15 protein-coding genes and 1 tRNA gene are annotated in these 21,250 nt (G+C 49.7%); 12 read left to right on the top strand and 4 right to left on the bottom strand.

Annotated features, from left to right (window positions below; all coding sequences use genetic code 11):
• Positions 1-221 precede the first annotated feature (221 nt).
• Positions 222-298: transfer RNA gene (locus tag IAG03_RS12385), tRNA-Arg, on the bottom strand.
• A 206-nt stretch (positions 299-504) separates the two neighbouring features.
• Here IAG03_RS12385 and IAG03_RS12380 point away from each other — a divergent pair.
• Together IAG03_RS12380 and IAG03_RS12375 are read left to right on the top strand one after the other, a co-directional pair.
• Positions 505-1,920 carry an MATE family efflux transporter gene (locus IAG03_RS12380; RefSeq protein ID WP_249320345.1) on the top strand — a complete coding sequence of 472 codons (1,416 nt, stop codon included), beginning with the start codon at positions 505-507 and terminating at the stop codon, positions 1,918-1,920.
• 155 nt (positions 1,921-2,075) lie between these two features.
• Positions 2,076-3,140, top strand: coding sequence for a hypothetical protein (locus tag IAG03_RS12375; protein WP_249320344.1), 1,065 nt, complete (start codon positions 2,076-2,078; stop codon positions 3,138-3,140).
• A 580-nt stretch (positions 3,141-3,720) separates the two neighbouring features.
• On the opposite strand, the gene IAG03_RS12370 is transcribed toward IAG03_RS12375, so the two are convergent.
• Together IAG03_RS12370 and IAG03_RS12365 are read right to left on the bottom strand one after the other, a co-directional pair.
• Positions 3,721-5,061, bottom strand: coding sequence for a transaldolase family protein (locus IAG03_RS12370; RefSeq protein ID WP_249320343.1), 1,341 nt, complete (start codon positions 5,059-5,061; stop codon positions 3,721-3,723).
• 184 nt (positions 5,062-5,245) lie between these two features.
• Complete coding sequence (locus IAG03_RS12365; protein ID WP_249320342.1) at positions 5,246-5,965, bottom strand: GntR family transcriptional regulator; 720 nt, start codon at positions 5,963-5,965, stop codon at positions 5,246-5,248.
• Positions 5,966-6,482: 517 nt separating this feature from the next.
• Here IAG03_RS12365 and IAG03_RS12360 point away from each other — a divergent pair.
• The 3 genes from IAG03_RS12360 (at position 6,483) to IAG03_RS12350 (ending at position 8,420) form a co-directional block, all read left to right on the top strand.
• Positions 6,483-6,794: a hypothetical protein gene (locus IAG03_RS12360; protein WP_249320341.1), complete on the top strand. Its 312-nt coding sequence runs from the start codon at positions 6,483-6,485 to the stop codon at positions 6,792-6,794.
• Positions 6,781-7,722, top strand: coding sequence for a hypothetical protein (locus IAG03_RS12355; RefSeq protein WP_249320340.1), 942 nt, complete (start codon positions 6,781-6,783; stop codon positions 7,720-7,722). Before IAG03_RS12360 ends, IAG03_RS12355 begins: the two co-directional genes overlap by 14 nt.
• A 167-nt stretch (positions 7,723-7,889) precedes the next feature.
• Positions 7,890-8,420, top strand: a complete 531-nt coding sequence (locus IAG03_RS12350) for a hypothetical protein (protein ID WP_249320339.1) — start codon at positions 7,890-7,892, stop codon at positions 8,418-8,420.
• Positions 8,421-8,493: 73 nt separating this feature from the next.
• On the opposite strand, the gene IAG03_RS12345 is transcribed toward IAG03_RS12350, so the two are convergent.
• Positions 8,494-9,699, bottom strand: a complete 1,206-nt coding sequence (locus IAG03_RS12345; protein WP_249320338.1) for a cupin domain-containing protein — start codon at positions 9,697-9,699, stop codon at positions 8,494-8,496.
• Between the two features lie 389 nt (positions 9,700-10,088).
• On the opposite strand from IAG03_RS12345, the gene IAG03_RS12340 reads away from it, so the two are divergent.
• From IAG03_RS12340 to IAG03_RS12310, 7 genes are all read left to right on the top strand, one after another.
• Complete coding sequence (locus IAG03_RS12340) at positions 10,089-11,237, top strand: Gfo/Idh/MocA family protein (protein ID WP_249320337.1); 1,149 nt, start codon at positions 10,089-10,091, stop codon at positions 11,235-11,237.
• Between the two features lie 245 nt (positions 11,238-11,482).
• Complete coding sequence (locus tag IAG03_RS12335) at positions 11,483-12,325, top strand: carbohydrate ABC transporter permease (protein WP_249320336.1); 843 nt, start codon at positions 11,483-11,485, stop codon at positions 12,323-12,325.
• A gap of 19 nt (positions 12,326-12,344) precedes the next feature.
• A complete protein-coding gene (locus IAG03_RS12330; RefSeq protein WP_249320335.1) occupies positions 12,345-13,259 on the top strand; it encodes a carbohydrate ABC transporter permease in 915 nt (304 codons plus the stop codon).
• Positions 13,260-13,336: 77 nt separating this feature from the next.
• Positions 13,337-14,719, top strand: coding sequence for an ABC transporter substrate-binding protein (locus IAG03_RS12325; protein WP_249320334.1), 1,383 nt, complete (start codon positions 13,337-13,339; stop codon positions 14,717-14,719).
• Positions 14,720-14,889: 170 nt separating this feature from the next.
• Positions 14,890-15,939: a LacI family DNA-binding transcriptional regulator gene (locus IAG03_RS12320; protein WP_249320333.1), complete on the top strand. Its 1,050-nt coding sequence runs from the start codon at positions 14,890-14,892 to the stop codon at positions 15,937-15,939.
• Between the two features lie 29 nt (positions 15,940-15,968).
• Entirely contained in the window at positions 15,969-18,089 is a 2,121-nt protein-coding gene (locus IAG03_RS12315) for an alpha-amylase family protein (RefSeq protein WP_249320332.1), read from the top strand.
• Positions 18,090-18,189: 100 nt separating this feature from the next.
• Complete coding sequence (locus IAG03_RS12310; protein WP_249320331.1) at positions 18,190-21,177, top strand: hypothetical protein; 2,988 nt, start codon at positions 18,190-18,192, stop codon at positions 21,175-21,177.
• Positions 21,178-21,250: the final 73 nt, after the last annotated feature.

Genomic DNA, 21,250 nt, shown 5'->3' with positions numbered 1-21,250 from the left:
CTACAACCATTCTCTTGAACTCCGGCGTATATCGTTTGTTTGGTACTCCTTTTGGCATAGCAAAACACCCCACTTGTTAGATAGTATATCATACTGTCTAACAAATGGGGTGCTGTTCACATCTCGCAAAGCCGGGATTTTTGTCATGGTTCGGTAACTTCTATACGGTCAAATTTATGTGGATGAAAAAATCGCGGCAAATCCGAAGATTTGTCGCGACGTGGCGCGCTTGAAGGGACTCGAACCCCCGACCTACTGGTTCGTAGCCAGTCACTCTATCCAGCTGAGCTACAAGCGCACATTCAAACCAATTAGGAATGAAAGCTTATTTATTATAAGCGATATGGATTGAAAAGTCAAGCGGTTTTTGAAAAAACATAGAATGAAAAATGAAAATTTCACCGGCAGTAAAAAAGCCGGGAAATCCGGAAAAGAATTTGCCTTTCTTCTGAAAAAGCGTTATACTAAAATATACGCATATTTTTTATAAGGAGAGACTTACGCTTGCAACAGACACAGACAAATAAAATGGGAACGAAGCCCATATTTCCGCTTTTAATTACAATGTCGCTTCCCGCCATCCTTTCGATGACGGTGCAGGCGATGTACAATATCGTAGACAGCTATTTTGTTGCGAAAATCAGCGAAAATGCATTAACGGCCGTTTCGCTTGCTTTTCCGATTCAAAACCTGATTATTGCATTTGCGTGCGGGATAGGCGTCGGAGTCAATTCCCTGCTCGCCCGAAAACTCGGGGAAGGAAAAGACCGGGAGGCCGGCGATGTTGCGGTGCATGGCCTGATTTTATCCGTGCTTGTGGCGATTGTTTTTGCCCTTCTCGGCTGGCTCTTTTCCGGTGCGTTTTTCAGAGCGTTTACGGACATTCCGGACATTCTGGAAATGGGAGAAAGCTATCTGTCCATTGTTTGCATTTTTTCGTTTGGCATATTTATCGAAATTATTTTTGAAAAAACGCTGCAGGCAACCGGAAATATGATTTGGCCGATGATTTTTCAGCTGATTGGTGCGATCACCAATATTATTTTGGATCCGATTTTCATCTTCGGTTACTGCGGGATGCCGAAAATGGGAGTTACCGGCGCAGCGGTCGCAACTGTGGCCGGACAAATTTTATCAGCGGTAGTTGCAGCGGTCGTCATGTTTACGCAGAAACATGCAGTCAAACTGCATTTCCGGGGATTTCGCATGCATGGGGAAATGGTCCGGGATATTTGCGCGGTTGGAGTGCCTTCGACCATTATGATGTCAATTTCTTCGATCATGACAACACTGATGAATTCCATTCTGATTTCGTTCACTGAAACAGCAGTTGCGGTTTTTGGCGTCTACTTTAAGCTGCAGTCGCTGATCTTTATGCCGGTGTTTGGCGTGACGAACGGATGTATGCCGATTATGGGATATAATTACGGCGCCAGAAAGCGCAAGCGTCTGATGGCGACCCTCTGGTACGGGATTCTTGTGTGCGGCGCCATCATGGCGGTGGGAACGGCAATCTTCTTAGTGATTCCGGATCAGATGCTGTTACTCTTCAATGCTTCTGCTGAAATGGTGAAAATCGGGGTTCCGGCGCTGCGCATAATTTGCCTCTGTTTTATACCGGCTGCGCTTGGAATTATGTTTTCGACGTTGTTCCAGGCGGTGGGCAATGGGCTTTACAGCCTGATCGTTTCGGTCCTGCGGCAGCTGGTTGCACTGGTTCCGCTGGCGTATCTGCTCTCGAAAATCGGCGGACTGATGCTGCTTTGGTATTCCTTCCCGCTTGCAGAAATTGTATCGCTGATTGCGAGCCTTCTTCTGATGCGGCACCTGTACAAAAAGAATATTCGTGGGTTGGATATTGAAGAGCAGGCGGAGGAAACCGTGGAGCTTACAGCAGAATTCATAGAAAGCCAAAGCTAAATTCTGCTTGCAGAAGGCTTGTCACGTGGTTTTGAAAAGGGTATAATAAAAACGTGTATCGGACTGGCAAAAAACGTCGGTCCTGACGAACGCAAAGAATGCAATGTCAGCCGGGCTACCGGCGGCATCTATTTCCGAAAGGATGAAAACAGAGGATGAAAACGGTTTTGAAATCGGCAATGGCAGTTTTATTGGCGGCAGTTTTACTTCTCGGCGCGATCGGCTGTTCGTCAGGCGATCAAACCTGGTCTGCAAAGAGCGGAGATACGACGCTTTCGATCGGAAGTTATATTTATTTTCTGGCGGTAGCCAGCAGCGACGCGGCGAAATTGGTGGAAGACAGCGACCAGCCTGTCCTGAAGCAGACTGTGGAGGGCGAAGACGCGGAGACTTGGATCCGCAACAAGGCGGAATATTATGTCAAGTACTATTTCGCAATTTTGAAAATGATGAATGCCCGCGGCATTACGCTGACAGAGGAAGAGAAAAACGCGGCTGCAACACAGGCTGCATATTATTGGAACCAGTCGAGTTCCCAGATGGAAGGCTATGGAATTGCACTGGCGTCTTATACCACGGCAACTGCAGAACAGAGCCAGATGATTACGAAGCTTTTCCAGAATATTTACGGGAAAGGCGGCGAAAAAGAGGTTCCGGACAGCGATCTGCAAACCTATTTTGAAGATAACTATGCTTCTTATGCATATCTTGCGCAGTATCTCTTTACGTACGGCGAAGATGGAAAAGCGACAGCCATGGATGATGATCAAAAGGCAGCTGTCAAAAAAGAGCTGGAAGGCTACATCGAGCGCTATAATAACGGTTCCATGACACTGGATGAGGTTGTGGAAGCGTATAAGAAGACGGAATATTATCAGGCGCTCCACACGGATGACACTGAGAGCACAGAAGTGCTGAAAGAGTCCGTAGAAAAGCTTACGGAGGATTCCACGATCGGCGCAGCAGTGTTGGGCATTGAAGCGGGCAAAGCGGCGCTTGCGGATCTCTCCGGTTCCGGCGCATATTATGTGGTGTTCCGGCACGACATCAAGGAAAAAACCGCAGAGTGGCTTGCGGATGAAACAGACCGCAATGAGTTGCTTTCCGGGCTGAAAAATGAAGAGTTCCAGGCCATGGTAGAAGATGAGATTGCGTCTGTGGAAGTGGAATTCAATACAGGTGCGATGCAGGCACAGAAGGTTTCGAAGTTCTTCAAATAACAGAACTTCTTGGCTTGCCCAGCAAACGGTTTTTGTGCCAGCCGTGCTTTATACGGATGGAATCACAGGGGAAATAAAATACCAATAGACAAGCATCCCCCGCAGATACCCGAAATGGATCTGCGTGGGATGCTTTTTGATTTATAGGGAGACAATCCTTGTAGTGAAAGTTGGAAAGTAAAACGCTGATTTTCTGGATCAACCGCACAGACACTTCCGAGAGTGCATTTGCAGGTCGGAAGCGTCTGTGCAGATCGATCTTTTCTGGATATCTGAAAAAGGAGATGTAGTTTTTGTAAGTGAAAAGATACCGGAAAATGCTGATTTTTTTAAAATGAATTTGATCCAACCGCCCGCGAAATCCATTCTTACAGGAACGCGGTACAACGTTTTCTGCGCTTCCTGGAAAGGCAGAAAGCTTCTCCGCGTAAAAGAAGCGCCAAAGGAATCCGAAAGCAGAATTTGGACGCAATTATACGGCCGTAAAGCACCAATCGGGCGCCCGAAATCCGGTTACAAAGCTTTCGGGCGCCTTCTTCAGAAGGCTCAAAACATGGAATGAACTTTTTAAAAAATTGTCTTATTTCGCGCTGTCGACTGCGTTCATAAAGCGGCGCTGATAGGAAACAACCTGATTTGCAGAGGTAAACCGTGCGAGATACTGCGGTTCTGCTGTGATAATGACGCGATCCGCGACATCACGGTAAGCATATTCTGCGAGTAAGCGGTCGATATCCGGATAGTTGTATTCGCCCTCCATGGAGCAGATAATCAAACGGGTATCGCGCAGGTTGGTGTTGCGCAGGAGCAGGAGGTTGTGGCGAACGCCGTCCAAGCCGTCTGCACCTGCATCGTTTTCGATATTGCGATATGCGACGATATCCTTCGCGATTTTGAGAACGTCGAAAAGGCTGCGGTCTGTTTCGGTTTTGCTGAGATAATCATTTGCAAGGAAGAAGGTGCGCAGCTCTTCCAGATACCGAACTTCGCCGGTCAGATTGTAGATGTCCAGAAGCTGCTTGATTTTTGACGTCTGCTTTGCACGGTGACGGATGAAGCTGTTGATGAAATACGGCTTTGCCTGAAGCGCCATTGCGGTCTGATAGGGCTCAAACATTAGGGTATAGTTGATCCGGTAGCCATGCTCTCTCAGGCGCAGAGCAAGATTGTGGCCGCGCAGCGCGCCTGCAGTGGTTGCCTGGTCGAAGCGGGTATCAAGATGTTTATCGCCGGACAGAAGCTGGGGGACATTTTCCGGGTTAACCGGTCCGGTGTGCGGAACCTTGACGACGAGCCGGTACTCAGAGAGAATCTCTTTGAAGCGCTCACACTCTTCGAGAATTTTAGAAAAATCTTCCTCAAACGGATTGTTCAGCTCAACGCTGATGTCGCAGCCCGGTCCGAGAATCCGGCCAAGTTCGGTCATGACTTCGTCACGGGTTTTAAAACGGTTGCCGACGTTGGCCTCCGGATTATTGATGAAAAGATCGTAGACGATTCCGGGATTGCAGGTCAGGTTTCCGAGAAGCGGCGCAATCGGCGCCACCTCATGGGGGTTCGCAGAGTCCGCGGAGAAAATTACGCCGGTCGGACGTTTTACGCCATTCTTATCGTACGAAATATCCCGGACAAGATCGGTCAAAAGCAGGCCGTCTGCTTCCAGGGTGCTTTCAATCCGGAATCCTGCAGGAATTTCCCCATCAGCCGGGTGGAATGTCTCAATGACATCGCGGAAACGATCGGTAACGCCAAGATAGCGCACCTTTCCGTTTAACTGCACATAATCTGCGGCACTGAGTAAAATCGATGCAATGCGATTGACAGCAGATTCCAGCCCTTTGGCCGGAGCAGCGTTGAGCGCCTGGAGCGGATAGTTGATATGAACCGTGCCTTCGCCGGAAGAAAGATCGTTGACTGTCATCCTATAAAATCCTCCCAAATTGAACATTATATTATGTCTTGTATATACAAGACATAACGCATAGAGAAGTTTGTCAAGTCTTATTTTTAGAAAATAAAAAATTTTTTCTATTTTGACAAAAAAGAAGAAAGCCGGGCGATTCCCCGGCTTTCTAAGATAAAAAATGACATTAAAAAAATGACATTTAAAAGGAAAGGTGGAGACGGATTTTATCTCCGCGGAAAATGACTTTGGAAAACTCATAAACCCGGTCTTCTTGTGTCAGAATGGTGTCCTCCAACAAGAGAAGCGGATGTCCAACCTGTACAGAAAGAAGGCGCGCCTCTTCTTTGGTTGCAGCGACAGATTCGAGGGTTTCTGTTGTTTTGGCAGGCATCAAGCCGTAGCTTTGGCTGAGAATAACGCAGAGCTGCTCCCGCTCCAAGGATTGTTGGTCCAGATCCGGACATAGAATCGCCGGAATATAAGACACGTGCAGGCTGAGCGGAACGCCTTTAATATAACGCAGGCGTTTGATGACAAAAAACGGGGTATCGGTGGGAATGCTGAAGCGCGCGGCAATATTGCTGGAAACAGTCTCCTTTTCAATAGAAATCAGCTTTGTGGAAACCTCATAGCCTTTCTTTTCCAGCTGCTCGCGAATTCCGGCGTAGGAAAGCGGATTTGCAGAAATTTTTTGCGGTTTGACAAAGGTTCCTTTGCCCGGGATCCGCTCCAGAAGATCTTCGTGCACCAGTTTGGTGATGACATTGCGCACGGTCATTCGGCTGATTCCACACAGCGCGCTGAGCCCATTTTCGGAAGGAATCATTTGTCCAGGACTCCATTCGCCGCTGTCCAGCTTTTCCCGGAGAATATTTTCCATTTGGACATGTAGTGGGATGGGGCTTGTGCGATCCAGCATGATATTTAGCTCCTATTGCGTATTTTTCGATACATCAAGAAGAGAGGCATCGTAAATTTTTGGGGGTCAGAGGTGTATTCTGCGCAAAAAACACAGAAGCAGACAACCCGGCCCTCCGTACAACCGTCAAAAATTGTGAAAATGCTTGACAAGATTGTGCGGATGATATGCTATACAACTGTATACAAGTATATAACTTTATTAAACTCATGCTTACAGTTTAAATCATTTTTTGAAAAAATACAAGATGCAGCCGCCTTTTCGTTCAGAAAACTTTAGAAAGTTTCCTTTAAAACATATAAAACATAAAAATGGAACAATATGCGAAAGTGCGGGACGCTTCATGCGGCCGGGAGCTTCTTTTCTCGAATGATTTGCAGCTGTATGGATAGAGAATTTTGGTTTGGATCAACATGCGCAAAAGTCAAGAACCCCATTTGTGGTAAGGAATGTAGAAAATTCCCTGTGTGATGAGTCAGGATAATGGAAAGAGAGTGGTGATGATTTGGAACCGGTAATGAAACGATTGACGAATCTCTGTGATGGGGATGCAGATTTGAAACGCCTGACGACAGCCTATCTGCAGGATGACCGCAATGATTATGTTCGGCATTCGGCGGAGCTGTTTCAGTTGGTGCGCCAAATGGACGCGCGCTATCAGAACCACGGTCTGGTTCTGGCGTTGTCCTTCGGCGGCTCTAATACGAAGTTGATTCTGGCTTCGACAGAAAACGGAAATCTCCATGTGCATCACATGCGTGCGCTGAAAAGCCCGCCGAAAAAGATTCATCTATATTCCCCAGCACCCGGCCAAAATGCCGAATATTGATGGACTGCTTGCGCGTTGTCCGGCGGACTTTATGGAAGATATGAATTTTCACAACAACATGCAGCGCTATTTCTCTTCACGCGGGATGAAGATGCCGTGGCTGTACTATCAGGCGGATCCGATCGCAGCGCACATTGGCGGAGTCAGCCAGGTTGTGGGCTTAAAGCCCGATGAGCAAACCTTTTTGCTGGTCTGCGGAACCGGAATGGCAACTGCGGATGAGCAAATCAGCAGGGTTATCAGCCGGACGCCGATTATGACCATGGATGAAGAACTGTTTCCCAAGGAAGAAACGGAAGGCTATATTTATGAATCCGGATGCTCCGGCCTTTTGTTTTATGGCCTGATGCGCCGGGCAATCAATTTACGGAAAAAGGAGCCGGGAACGGCGCTGCAGACGTTTCCGGCAGAGCAGCATTTTGCATCGTCCAATGACTCTGCGCTGGTTTCTTGGATTTGGGAGTCGACAATTGACGAACAGGCGTTTCGCCATGAGCGGCTGCAGGAGCTGCGTGCAGCGGTCACGAAGGAGGCCTTTTCAGAACTGCAGACACTTGCGTCCCTGCTAATGCAGCGGCTGCATATTACGCTTGCCAATGCGATCCTCGCGACGGCTGTAAAGATGAACAGAGATCGCGGATTCCATTCGTATTATGTGGTCTTCGAAGGAAACGTTGCGCTGAATCCGCATTCGTTCCCCGAAGTTGTCCAGGAGGTCCAAAAACGGTTGCAAAATACGGCGCTGTTTGCGGAACTCGGCGTACCGGTGCCGGTAGTGGATCTGGTGCAGAGACCGATGCGGGAAGTGTTTTTTGCGCCGGAAATTCCGATAGAGACCCGCAAAAAGATGGAAATCTCTTTGATTGGAACAGCAATTCTCGGAATTACGGATGCGGTCTTGCATGCGCCTTGCAATGGTGCTTTTTGACACCTGCTTTTTTAAAAGGAAAAACCGGGTCAAAGCGGTACAAAATGGCAGAAACGCCCGCGCTTAAGGAAACCGAATACATATTCTCCCTCTGGATTGGAATACTGTAGATGCAGACTCAAGGAGAGGAGGAAGCGGGTGCATGAAACGGGCGCCTGCCTTTGCCAATGATGACCATCATCCTTTGCGGGAAGCCCTCCGACGCAGCGGTTTCGTCCTGGCTGATTCCGGTCCTGTCGTCGTATGGCGGTGTGCAATACTTTTGCGGAGGCCGAATCGGCGGGGATCGTGAGGCGCGGTATTTACTTTTGGATTGCGAACGGCTGCCGGACAGCGCTCTGGAAAGTGGAATTTTACTTTTTAAAAAAAGCTTTCGATTTTACGGAGAAAAAAAGGCGATTGCCGGCTTGGTGCCGGTGTTTTCCTCGAGTCATACCGGCGCGGCCGTGTTTTTGAAAGGAACCGGACTGTCGGCAATTACGTATGGAATGTCCAACAAGGACACGATCAGTCTTGCTGGTTTGGATGATGCGGGCGCCTCTGTAAGCATTCAGCGTACGGTCCGGGCGCTGGACGGGACGGAGATTGAGCCCGGCGATATCCGGGTGCGGCTGAAAAAACCGCATTCTGCAGAGCAGGTCTTGCTGCTTTCGACAGTTTTGTTGCTATGCGGCGAAACGCCGGAATTTCGTTTTTAAAACACAGTAAAAAGGAAAGCCAACGCTTGAAAACAAGCGTTGGCTTTTTTGCGTAGAGGCCGCTGCAACCGAGTTATTCCATTACGAGATCCGGGTTTTCGGAGAAGTGCTTGAGCATAACAATGGGGTCGCAAGTAGAGGGGTTTGTAAAGGTGACGCCTGCTTTGGCGGCATCCTCCGATACAAAGAATTCGTCGTTGGTCAGCTGGCCGAACCGAATCATGGCAGGAGATTCGATCTCCCAGACACCGCAGGTTCCGTGGCCCTGGATGGTGATGAATCCGTAGGCGGCGCTGTCTTTAATGGTAACGGTTGCACCCGGAAGAATGGTCAGACGTTTGGCGCAGACTGTCGGGCACTTGTAGCAGATCCATTCTTCTACATAGCCTTCTTTCTGCATTTCTTCCATCGGACGAACCGGCTTCGGCGCCATAAAGCGGTGCTTGTGGAATTCCGGATCCACGTTGGTGTCCCAATCGATGACATCGATCAGGTAATCGTAGTTGCCAACCTCCTCCGGCGGGGTGTTCTTCCAAAGAAGATCCTCGCTGACGACATGGTGTCCGTACAAAACGGACTGGTACATTGCATAGACGTCAGAAGCAAACTGCGGCTCATAGGTGCAGAGACTGCCCGGCGCATGCAGAACTCCCGGCGGAACGTCCCATCCGGTATCGAGTGTCAGTTTATACGCTTTGGCGCAGTCTAACAGCTGATTGTCGCCTTTTGTGAAGTTTTTGAGGACCTCTTTGACGTCTTCTTTGGTGACATCCTCATTCAGACCAAAGAAGGTGCAGGCGAATTCTCCGTTATTGTTGTTGTGCTGTGCGGGGAAGAAGTACATTTCGGGTTTTCCGGATGCGCCGACGCGGGCGGCGTGTGCTTCTCGATGGTGAATGTGATGCGGCAGCGGCCCGAGGTTGTCAAAAAACTTGGAGAACATCGGCCAGCGTCCGTATTTGTCCCACAGTGCTTTTCCGATGAGCTTGTCTTTCAGCTCTGCGACGGCATCCTTTAAAAGGACCTGCATTTTTCCGTCGGCAGAAACGATATAGCTCAGTCCTTCGTCGGGCGGTGTTCCGGGTCCGTTGTCAGCAGGCGTCGTGGAAGCAAACCAGCGTTCGTCAATCGCACCGCGCTTTGTTCCGTAGACATACAAATCCCGGGGATCCAGTTTCAGACGCTGTCCAGGACGGCAGAAAGAACGCGGAACCCAGGCGGGCTTCAGACGAAGAATGCCTTTGCCTTCGGTTAAAAGCGTCTCATAAATATTGGCCATGAACATCAAACTCCTTTGCATTTTATTTTGATTGATTTCCACATCAAAAAAACGTTTTACTAAACGAGGCTATTATAACAGCTTGCTTTTTGTCTGTCAACAGAAAATTTCAACTTGGGTTAAATTTATAAATTCAAAAAAATTTTTTGTATTTTTTCAATGCTTATGTTGACAACTAGATGGAAATGGTGTAAATTAAATGCAACGAAAAGAGTTTGTGATTTGTTTTTTGGCGAATATGATATTCGTGGCTAAAAAACAAAATTTGGCTTTTTTACAAAAAGTTAAAACGTGTTCTGTAAATTTTTCGGTGTTTGAAAAAACGTTTTTCAAGGAATCATCCGAATTTTTTGAAAATGCAAGGACTTTTTCGCAGGAGGGAACTTCGTATGAAACGATATACAGCCGTACAAATTGGGCTTGGCAACCGTGGCGTCACCCATATCAAGGGCTTTTTACAAATGCAGGATCGCATCCATTTGACTGGAATCTGCGATGTGCTTCCGGAACGTGTGGAGACGATCGGTACGGCGTTTGACATCCCGAAAACTGCTTGGTATACCGATGCCGAAGCATTGGTAAAGGCAACGCGGCCGGAGATTTTGTCCTTTTGTACGTTGCCATCCGTTCGTCTGGAAATGATCGAATTGGCCGTTCGGTATGGCGTAAAAGCGATCTGTATGGAAAAGCCGATGGCAACCTCTCTGCACGAAGCCAAAAAAATGGTGGAGCTCTGCGAGGCGCACGGCATCAAAGCGGTGGTTTGTCATCAGCATAAATATTTGAAAAATTTCAGAAAACTGCGTGAAATTCTGGAAAGCGGAGAGCTCGGAGAGGTGCAGCGGATTAACGCGGAATGTCAGGCGTGGCTGTCACAGCTCGGAACGCATTATATGGACTATGTGATTTGGGCCAATCACGGAATTGGACCGGTCAGCGTTGTCGGCCATGTACATGGCAGGCAATTGCTTGCCGACACACACCCGTCTCCCGACTATTTCCTCGGAGAGATGGTGCTCGGCAACGGCGTTCGATCCACGCTGCAATTCGGATATTTTACCCGTCCGTTCCACCATCACCGGGAAAATTATGAAAAGGGAGACTATCCCATCGAGTTTTGGGAAGACGATCGTCTGACGGTTTACGGAACAACCGGTTATGTATGGGCGGAGTGCAGCGGCTGCTGGGGCGCCTGCACGGCAAAGACCGGCGGAAACGTGATTGGTGGCCGCGAAAATGGTTTCAAAGACGAACTTGAACAGCCGGAGGCGCAGCTTACATATACCGAAGATTTGATCCGTTGGCTGGATGGAGAAATCGCTTCTCATCCGTGCAACATTCGGCAAGCCTATGAAGGCTATGCTGCGTTGGAAGCCATGGAAATCAGCGCATTGGAACACCGTCGGGTGGATCTTCCGCTGGAGCCTTTGCCGAAGGCGGATATCAACGAAAGGCTATCGGCAGAATTGCCGGATGTGCCGCGCCGGACGCTTCCGAAACAGGAATCCAGTATGGGGGATTCGGTCTTTTCAAAATAGGGAAGGCTGACGTTTCCTTGGAAAAGCAGAGCACTGTACCCAAATGATACCATTTAGAACAGCAAACCAATAAAAAACAGCCCCTCAAAAGGGAGCTGTTTGTTATAAAAAATATCATGTTCCGAAAGGTATATTCTTTGGAACAAGCAAACCGGAAGGACCCCGCCATGCATAAGGATTTTCAGATTTTTTGAAATCCGTCCAGCTGTTATGGGGCCTGAAAAAAAGAAGGAGGACAGTCTGGAATGGATAAGAATTTAGTCGGAAAATATGGAGTCGGGCGTTGGTTCCTGTTCCTGCTTCTGATCATTCTGCTAATCGTGTCGTTTTTCCCCCTTGTCTGGATGTTCTTTGGAGCATTCAAAACCAACAATGAGATTTACCAGACCCCTTTGGCGTTTCCGAAGTCCTATGATTTTTCGGTTTTTCCGGAGGCTTGGAAAAAAGCTTCCTTCGGAATTGCGCTTTATAACAGCTTTTTCATCGCAATCATCACGGTGGTTGCCATCTTGATTTTTTCCAGTATGGCGGCGTATGCATTTGCGATGATGCAGTTCCGTTTTAAAAATGTACTGTATCTCGTGGTTTTGGCAGGCCAGATGATTTCGGCGCAGATTATTCTGATTCCGCTGTTTTCCCTGTTTAAAGGCATGAGTTTGCTCAACAATCGCTGGTCTGCAATTTTTGCATATACGGCAATCGGAATTCCGCTTTCCGTTCTGCTTTTGCGCAACAGCTTCCAGGAGGTTCCCAAAGATATTTATGAGTCGGCGAAAATCGACGGCTGCAACAGCTTCCGGTTTTACTTACAGTTTATGCTTCCGCTGAGCAAACCCGGCATTTCCACAGTGATTATCTATCAGGCCTTGTTTGCTTGGAACGAGTACATCTTTGCGCTAACATTCCTCAATTCAAATGATGTGAAAACCATTCCGCTTTCCCTGACCGTATTTGTCGGCCGGTATGCGTCGGATTGGCCGAAAATTTTCTCCATTCTGACACTCTCCGTGCTGCCGCTGATGATTCTGTATTTGATTCTGCAAAAATATTTTATCCGCGGTCTGACGGCCGGCGCAGTCAAAGGTTAAAGAAAGGAGTGAGCCAGTCATGCTGAAAAGAAAACTGCATCCGCTCCGGACTGCGGAGCCGTACCTGTACCTGATTCCGTCGCTAATTTTACTGTGCGTCTTTTTATTCTATCCGATGCTGGATTCGTTCCGGATTTCCCTCACGGACTGGAACGGTTTAGCAGAGGCCAATTTTATTGGAGTTCAGAATTTTGCCAAACTCTTCAAGAGCGATGATTTTTGGACTTCCATCAAGATTACCTTCATTTGGGTCGCGATGTCGGTGGTGATTTTGCCGCTGACCGGACTGATCTATGCGATCATGGTGGAATACCTCTCCCCGAACCGTGCTGTTTCCGGCGTGTTCCGGACGGTTCTCTTTATGCCGATGATGATGTCTTATGTTTCCATCGCACTTTTGTGGCAGCTGATTTATGACCCGAACCTCGGACTAATCAACAGCGTGCTCAGCGTATTCGGACTGATCGACCCGATTAACCCGATTCAGTATCTGAGCAATGTGGATACAGCGCTGTTCTGGACGTTTGTACCGGTTATCTGGCAGTGGTCCGGATTTGGAATGGTGATGACCTGTGCAGCGATGATGAATATTCCACCGGATCTTCTGGAGGCTGCCTCCATCGACGGTGCCGGACGCTTTCGGACATTCTGGCACGTTGTCCTGCCGCTGTTGATGCCGACCGTGCTCAGCGGTTCCGCAATTAACCTGATTGGCGGCTTTAAGGCGTTTGATATCATCTATGTCATGACGCAGGGCGGCCCCGGAATTGCGACAAAAACGACATCCATTCTGATGTACCGCATTGCCTTTACAGAGAACCGGTTTGGTTATGGCTGTGCAATTGCCGTTGTGCTGTTTGTGCTGATTCTGGTGTTTACCGCAATTTTCAACCGTTTCCGCGACTATGTGGATCGCAAAGTCGGAAACGCATAAGTCTGTCAAGAATACCTGGTTTTGGTATTCATTATAAAATTGGCCCGACATGGGCTACGATTTAAGGAGGTAAGCAAATGTTCAAGAAATTCATTTCCGTGTTGGCGCTTGCCCTTGCCGTACTGATGGTATTTGGCGCATGCGCGAGCAACACCCCTGCTTCGTCGGCAGCGTCGTCCGAAGCGGCATCCAGCGATAGCAGTGCATCTGCAGAGGAATCCTCTGAGGCTTCTGCAACCGGCGAGGTTACCAAAATCACCGCGTGGCTGAATGCGCCGCTGGAGAACGAGATGAGCTACTACGAGGACTTCAGCAAAGCGTTCCCGCAGTACGAAATCGAATACACACTCTATCAGGATGATGAGCTGAAAGAGCAGACCACCATTGCGGTGCAGGCAGGCACGGCGCCGACCATCCTTCGTCCGAAGGTAGGTTCGCAGCTCAACGATCTCTATGCAGCCGGCGCACTCGCGAATTTGGATGCGTATTCCGAGCAGTATGGCTGGAAAGAGATGAGCTTCGATGATATCTATGACGCCTGCTCAAAGGACGGCTCTCTGTATGCCGTTGCCCGTTCTACAGGCGGCTACTGGAACACGCTCTATTACAACGAGAAATACAATCAGGAATTGGGTCTTGGCCTTACGCCGGACACCGAACTGACACTGGACGAATTTATCGCGCTGAATGAAAAGCTGAACGCGGCTGGCCACCAGTCCCTGTCTCTCGGTTTACTGGATCGTTGGCCTGGCGTGATCCTCATGGGCGACCTGTTCATGCAGATTGCGACGCCGCAAATCATTGATGATCTGAACAGCGGTGCGGTTACATGGGACAATTCCGACGAAGTCATCCAGGTTTTCACAGCGCTGCAGAAGCTCGGTCAGAGCGGTTCTTTGATCGCTGGTTGGGAAACGTCCGACCACATGAGCGTCAACCAGGCATGGGCCGGCGGGAAAACGATGTTCATGTACTGCGGTACCTGGTGGCCGGAGTCCATCACCGATGGATTCGATGGCGTTCCCTTTGAAGTTCACTCCATGGCGCTGCCGTCGATCGACGACGACAAATCGCTGAAGGGCCAGATGTTCTTTGCAAACGATGCATATGCAGTCAATTCTGCAGCAACTGACGCAGAGAAAGACGCGGCGGCTTGCTGGATCGATTACACCTTCAATCTGACCGGTATGGAGAAGAAGTTCGAGGATGCCCCGATCTATACGGTCAACAAGACGTTCAACGAAAAAATTCAGGCAGGTGAGTATGAGATAAAGGATCTCTTCAAGGAGCACACCTTTGCACGCCAGATGGATCTCCCGCAGATGAACTATGCAGACTGGGCGTTTGATACTTCTGTGATTGAGGAACTCAAGCTCCGGATCTTCGATCTGATGTCTGGAACCATCACGCCAGAACAGGCCGCAGCTTCTGTCGCTGCTGTGAAGGCGGAACTGAATTAAACGTTTCTGTATAACGGAAAAATACAGCGGACAGCCTTCCGGATCTTGCGCTATCCGGGAGGCTGTCTCCTTCGATAAGTGTTGTCTTTGTTGCGTTGCTATGTTACAATGAACGAATGTAAAAAACGTTTTTTTATGGAATTCAAAAAGATAGGACTTGAGAGTGAAAGATGGCAACGATTAAAGATGTAGCAAAGCGCGCAGGGGTATCCATTTCCACAGTTTCCAATGTAATCAACAGCTCCAAGTATGTCAGCGAAGAGCTGAAACAGCGCGTCAATCAGGCGATTGCGGAGCTGAATTACAGGGTGGATGTAACCGCGCGGAATATGAAAACCCGAACCACCAAAACAATCGGTGTTGTCGTAAACTCTATCGGGTCGATTTTTATTCCGCAGGTGATGAATGGAATCCAGAACTATGCTTCCAAACGCGGATATCAGATTTTGTTTTACGCTTCGGATTTTATTTTCGAAAAAGAGAAGCGCTGTGTTTCCCTTTTACTGGACAACAAGGTCGACGGGATCATTATTGATACCGTGGCGAGCTACAAGGAAAAAAGTTATTTCGAGTACTTGGCAAATTTGAAAACCGGCGATAAAAACGTATTTGTTGTAAGTCTGGAACGGAATTTAATGCGGTACGGCATTTATTCGGTTCATGTCAACAATCTCCTCGGCGGAAAAATGGCGACGGAGTACTTAATTGAAAAAGGTTGTAGGGATATTGCCGTCATATCGGGCCCTAACTCCATGGACGTAATTTACGACCGTCTTTGCGGGTACAAAGAGGCGCTGCAGGAAGCAGGACTGCCCTATCACGCGGATCGGATCGAATTTGGAGATTACACCACACTCAGCGGATATCTTGCTATGAAGCGGTTCATTACCAACGCCGTCCATTTCGATGGTGTGTTTTCCTGCAATGACCAGATGGCAATCGGTGCGCTGAAGGCGCTCAAAGAGAGCGGACTCGAAATTCCGGATGCGATCAAGCTGATCGGGTTTGATAATACCTATGTTTCCTCTATTGCAGTCCCTGCACTGACCACGATCAATGTTCCGAAGTTTCGGATGGGCGTTGTTGCCGCACAAAAACTGGTGGACATGATTGAAGGAAATCTCGAAGAAGGGGAATGCTCCTATGAAATCCCCGTTAACCTGATTAAACGCATGACAACCGATGCGGACAGTGACAACGGAATTGAACTGGAATGGTAATTTTATATGAAGATTTAGGAGGATCGTTTATGGGAAAATGGTATCAAAATAAGTTGCGCAGAACCCTTTTGGATATGCATATTCCGGATTGGAACGACGAATTTATGCGTTCCTTTGACCCGGAGACTTATTTTAAAGCCTTAAAGACAGCGAATGTCAATGCTCCGATGATCTATGTGCAGGCACATACCGGACTTTGCTATTGGCCGACAAAAGTCGGTACCATGCACAAGGGCTTCGTCGGCTGCGAAGATAAAATGAAACATCTTTTTGATTTGTGCAATGCGGACGGCATGAGCACGATCCTCTATTACAGCCTGATTTATAATACAGAAGAATATTTCAAGCATCCGCAGTGGCAGATGCGGGATGTCGAAGGCCGCGGGTGTACCTTTAAGGGCTCCCGGTATGGACTCTGCTGCCCGAATAATATGGAATACCGCGCATTTGTAGCGGCGCAGATTGCAGAATTCCTCGACTATTTTACCTGTGACGGTGTGTTCTTTGATATGCCGTTTTGGCCGATGGTCTGCTACTGCGATTCCTGCCGGGCCCGTTGGGAGAAAGAAGTTGGCGGAGAGATGCCGACGATCGTGGATTGGAACGACCCGCGCTGGAGAACCTTCCATGAGAAGCTGAATGTCTGGATGGGCGAGTTTGCGCAGTTTGCAACGGATGAGGTCAAAAGGCGGAAACCGGAAGTCTCGGTTGAGCATCAGTTTGGCCCGTCAATGCACTATTGGCGCTTTGGCCAGAATGAATTGATTGCAAAAGCAAGCGATTATATCGGTACCGATCTTTACGGCGGAATCGAACAGCAGTCGTTTGCCTGCAAGGCCTGGTATCATCTGACCTCCAATCAGCCGTTCCAGTATATGACTTCGCGCTGCTACCCGACGCTTGCAGAACATACGACAACAAAGTCGCCGGATCTGCTGCGGCTTTGCGTGTTTATGACATATGCGCATCACGGCGCGGCGCTTCTGATCGATGCAATCGATCCGATTGGAACGATTGATCCGCGCGTCTATGAAAAAATGGGTAAAATTTATCGGGAAAGTGAGCAGTATGAACCGTACCTCAAGCGTGGAGAGATGGTTCACAATGTCTCTCTTTATTACGATCTGAACGGGAAGATGGACGCCGAAAACAACGGTTATTCCACAGATTCTCCGCAAAACGCCAATACAGAGATGGATAAAGTTGAATTCCCGCATGCCGGTGCCATTATGGGTGCTGCCAATGCGCTGCGGAAACATCACATCCCCTACGGCGTGATCAATAACGGCCGGCTGGATTTGATCGAACGTGCCGATGTCCTGGTGATTCCGGATGATCCCGGCATGAAAGCGCCGGCCTGTGAAGCGGTCAAGAAATATGTCGAAAACGGCGGAAAGCTCTATTTCAGCGGGCATTCTGCGCCGGAACTTCTGAAAGAATTCTTCGGCGTTTCGTTTGACGGATTTACGGAAGAAAACTTTACATACATGGCGCCGACAGAGGGCTCCGACATTTTCCTCGGCGAATTTACAAAAGCGCATCCGCTGCCGGTTGAGAAGCGGGCTGCAAAGGTTACAGGAACGCCGAAGGGCGAGGTCCTGGCCACCATCACGCTGCCGTATTCTGTCCCGACTCCGAAACTGACGTTCCCGCTGGATTACTACGGAGCGCCGTTCCAGGGATATGACCGCGAGCAGCGCTACGGTTCCATTCATTCGAATCCGCCGAGCCACCTGACAACCGATATGCCGGGAATTCTGAAAGCGCAGTATGGAAACGGCACAGTGATTTGGAGCGCATTACCGATTGAGGGCGTAATCTGCCCGCAGCACAGCGAAATTTTTGCCGGAATCATCCGGGAATTGATGGGAGAAAAGCCGTTTGCATTTGGTGCAAATGCAGCGGATTCCGTGGAATGCATCCTGTTTGAAGACGGAGACGAAAAACTCCTGAGCCTTGTGAATTTGCAGGAGGATTTCCATACCATGCCTGCGGTCGACACGGAAGTCTGGGTTGCGTCTGATCGGGCGCCCAAGGCAGTTTGCAGTCTGCCGGACGAAAAGCCGGTCGCGTACCGCTATGAGGACGGCAAGGTGAAGATTTTCATTGACCGATTCAAGCAGTTCCGGATGTTCGCATTCCGGTTTTAAAAAGCCTGATTTCACAAGGAAAGGACGGTGAGGGAGAGACGTTTCTTTCGGATTTTTCTGAGCGTTTGTGGAATTCAAAAAGGACTCTCTCTTTTAAAATATGAAACTATTGGTGCTGAAGCAGCCGGGTATGCCGCAGTCTCCCGGCTGTGAGGAAATGCTTGCGGAATTGGCGAAAAAAGCCGAGCTCGTCATCGCCAGCACAGAAGAAATTCGTTCCGGCGCGGCAACCGGAGAATATTTCTATAACGCGCACGGTGCGCATTATCCGATTGAACTCGAAGACGCGCTGTTTGACTTTTTTGCGCAGGGCGGCGGTTTGCTGCACATCGGCGGAATGCCGTTTGACAAGGCGATGACTTGTGAAAACGGAGAGTGGCACGAGGTTGTCCGCACGTTGGGGGATCTGCGCAACCACGAAGGCTGGGGCCGTCTTTCCATGCCGATGGACGTTTTTCGCGCACGGCTTGGGCTTACGCCGTACTCTCCGGCGTTTTCGGACGTTGCCTATGACTGGAAGCAGTCATTTGACCGGGAGCTGGTGGGCGATGTCCAACTGCGCAGCTGTATGCCGGAGCGCAGTGTGAATTTGACAACGACGGTTCCTTTGGAACTGACACATCCGGAGTTGGAACTGATTGACAGCCGGTCTTATCACGGACGTCCGATTTGCCGGGATACGATCCCCGCGGGTTGGGTCGTTGCACCGGATGGCAGAAAGCTGATGCCGTCTCTCTTGTTGACTAAATATTGGGGAAACCCCTATAACAAAGATCAGAGCATCCTTCCGCGGCCGTGGGCAATTTTTACGGGTGTTCTCGATGAAAAACTGCCGGACGCAGTTGTCGATGCAATGCTGCGCTGGCTTGCACTGCCTGCGGTTCTCGAAAACATTGATCTGCCGTTTGCAACCCTGCACAGCGGTGATACGGTTTCCGTTACCCCGACGCTTCACGGAACACTGCCGGAAGGCTGGCATGTTCGTGCGTTGCGGTCGGCACAAACCCGGGACGAAGTGCGCGAAAAAAAGCCGGTTGCGTGGAAGCCTGTGGACGGCGCGCTGGAAGTCTCGTTCTGCAAAGATGTTTTATTGCAGCCGGTTCGGTTTGAATTGGTGGATTCCAAAGGCGCCGTTCGGGATTTTACAGAGTCGGCTCTGGCAACCTGGGATCCTGAGAGCCTGAAAAAGACCCGGCGACTGACGGCGGATGGCTGCTATTTTGCGGAAAGCCGGGATGGCAAGACCGTTGCATCCTCCCGCTGGATCAACGGTACAAACTGGCAGGATCGCGCGCAATATTCCCTGACCTGGCACAATCCCAATCCGCTGCGGATTGCCGGAGATGCGGCGGAGCTCCGGGAAGAGGGTATGGTGATCATTCGTACCCACTATTTCATGCCCGGCTGGTTCCGCGTGATGCCCGGTGAGATTTTTGCGGAAACCCATGGGGATTTTTACCGTTCCTTTGAAAAGGGACCGGAGATTTCAGAGCGCCATCTGCGTGCAATTGAGGCGCATGTCGCCGTGTTTTCCAACATGGATTTGATCTTGATGCCGACAGTATATACACAAACCGGTCCGGAGATGGCAAACCCGGCACACTGGGTTGGCAGTTCGCGCATGACGATGGTCAAAGCCTACCGGAAAGCGCAGTTTGCATTTGCCAACCAGATCATGGACCGGCTGGGAGATTGTGCTTCTATTACCTGGGATATCTGCAATGAAAAGGATACCGAGATGTATCCGGCTTCGGAATGGCTGACGGAAATGCGCAAAATCTGGGGCAGAACCGGACAGATGATCGGGATCGGGGCATATTCCGCCGGTGAAAGCATGGCGCTCGGCGAAGCTGCGGATTGGCAGTCAGAGCATGTCCCATGCTGCAAAACGAAGGATTCCTTCCGTACCGGCAAACCGTGCCTGCTGCAGGAAGCCTGGGTGCCGACACCGGCAACGCCGGCCGGAGAGCGCGATCTTGAAGATCACCTCAGCAAAAGTTTTGCCTGGACACTGAAATTTGGCGGCTGCGGTCTGATGCCCTGGAACTGGAATATGAGCATGGTCAACTGGCGGTATAAAGTCGGTTTTGTTGACTACTGGGATCTGGAACTTGGCTGCTGCGCGCATCCGGACGGAACACCGCGGCACGGCCTGATGGTCATGCGCAACTGGGCGACACTGCTCAATGGGCTTTCGTTTGATCAGTCGGCCAACGAACAGATTGTGTTTATCTATCCCAAAACCTGCCTGATTGGCGGCGGTTATGAATATGCGGCTTATCTGCGTGAGCAGAAAATTCCGTTTAAGGGTGTCAACGACCGGGATTTTGCAACGTGCGATCTGCGCCATACGAAGGCGGTTTTCGCGCCGTATTATGCGCTCGGATATGCAGAAGGAACCTGGCAGCGCCTGCGGAAATTCGCAGCGGACGGCGGTCTGGTCTTTGCGCACAATGACAATATGCAGCTGGATGAAAACGGCGAATTTGCCCGCCATCGTGAAATTCCGGAATTGCCCGGAGTGGAACAGGTCGGAAAAGGCCGGATTCGCTGGCATATGGGCTTTAATGAGAGCGACCCGCTGTCTCTTTGCGATCCCAAATTGCTGCATAGTCTGGATCTTTTCTACCGGGATGACGAATGCATTCCGCTGAAGAACGGTAAAATCCGCCTGACAGAGCGGTTGAGCACGGACGAAAAAACGATGCCGACAGACTGGATCCCGGATGATCCGCTGCCGCCGCGGAAGATTCCGATCAAAATTGAAGTGGAAAACGAGACCGGAGAAGTTGTCCGCGGTTGGGCAAAAGAGCGGCAAACGCTGCAGATGTGCGGTGTTTCTGTTACCGGAGAGCGTCCGTTCTTTGTCATAAAGACCGGAGAAGGGACGCTGGTTGCGGCGGGAACCGATCTGGAAATCCGTGCAAAACAGGATCTGGATCTGAAACTTGTGGACTATACGGTTGCCGGAGAGACGCTTCCGCTTGCCTGTGATGCGCATCTTCGCACGACCTCGTTCCTGGGCGGGGTTACGGTTCATCAGGACGGATGGCACAGTCTGCACTGGGTTCAGATTACAGTAAAATAATTTGATGCTTCCCGAAAGGCGGCAGCCCGGCAGGGTTGCCGCCTTTTTAAATGATGAAAAACAGAAAGTGAGG

This window comes from Yeguia hominis (assembly GCF_014384705.1).
Lineage (GTDB): Bacteria > Bacillota > Clostridia > Oscillospirales > Acutalibacteraceae > Yeguia > Yeguia hominis.
The sequence above is the reverse complement of the archived record's forward strand: the minus strand, read 5'-3'. Positions and strand labels throughout refer to the sequence as shown.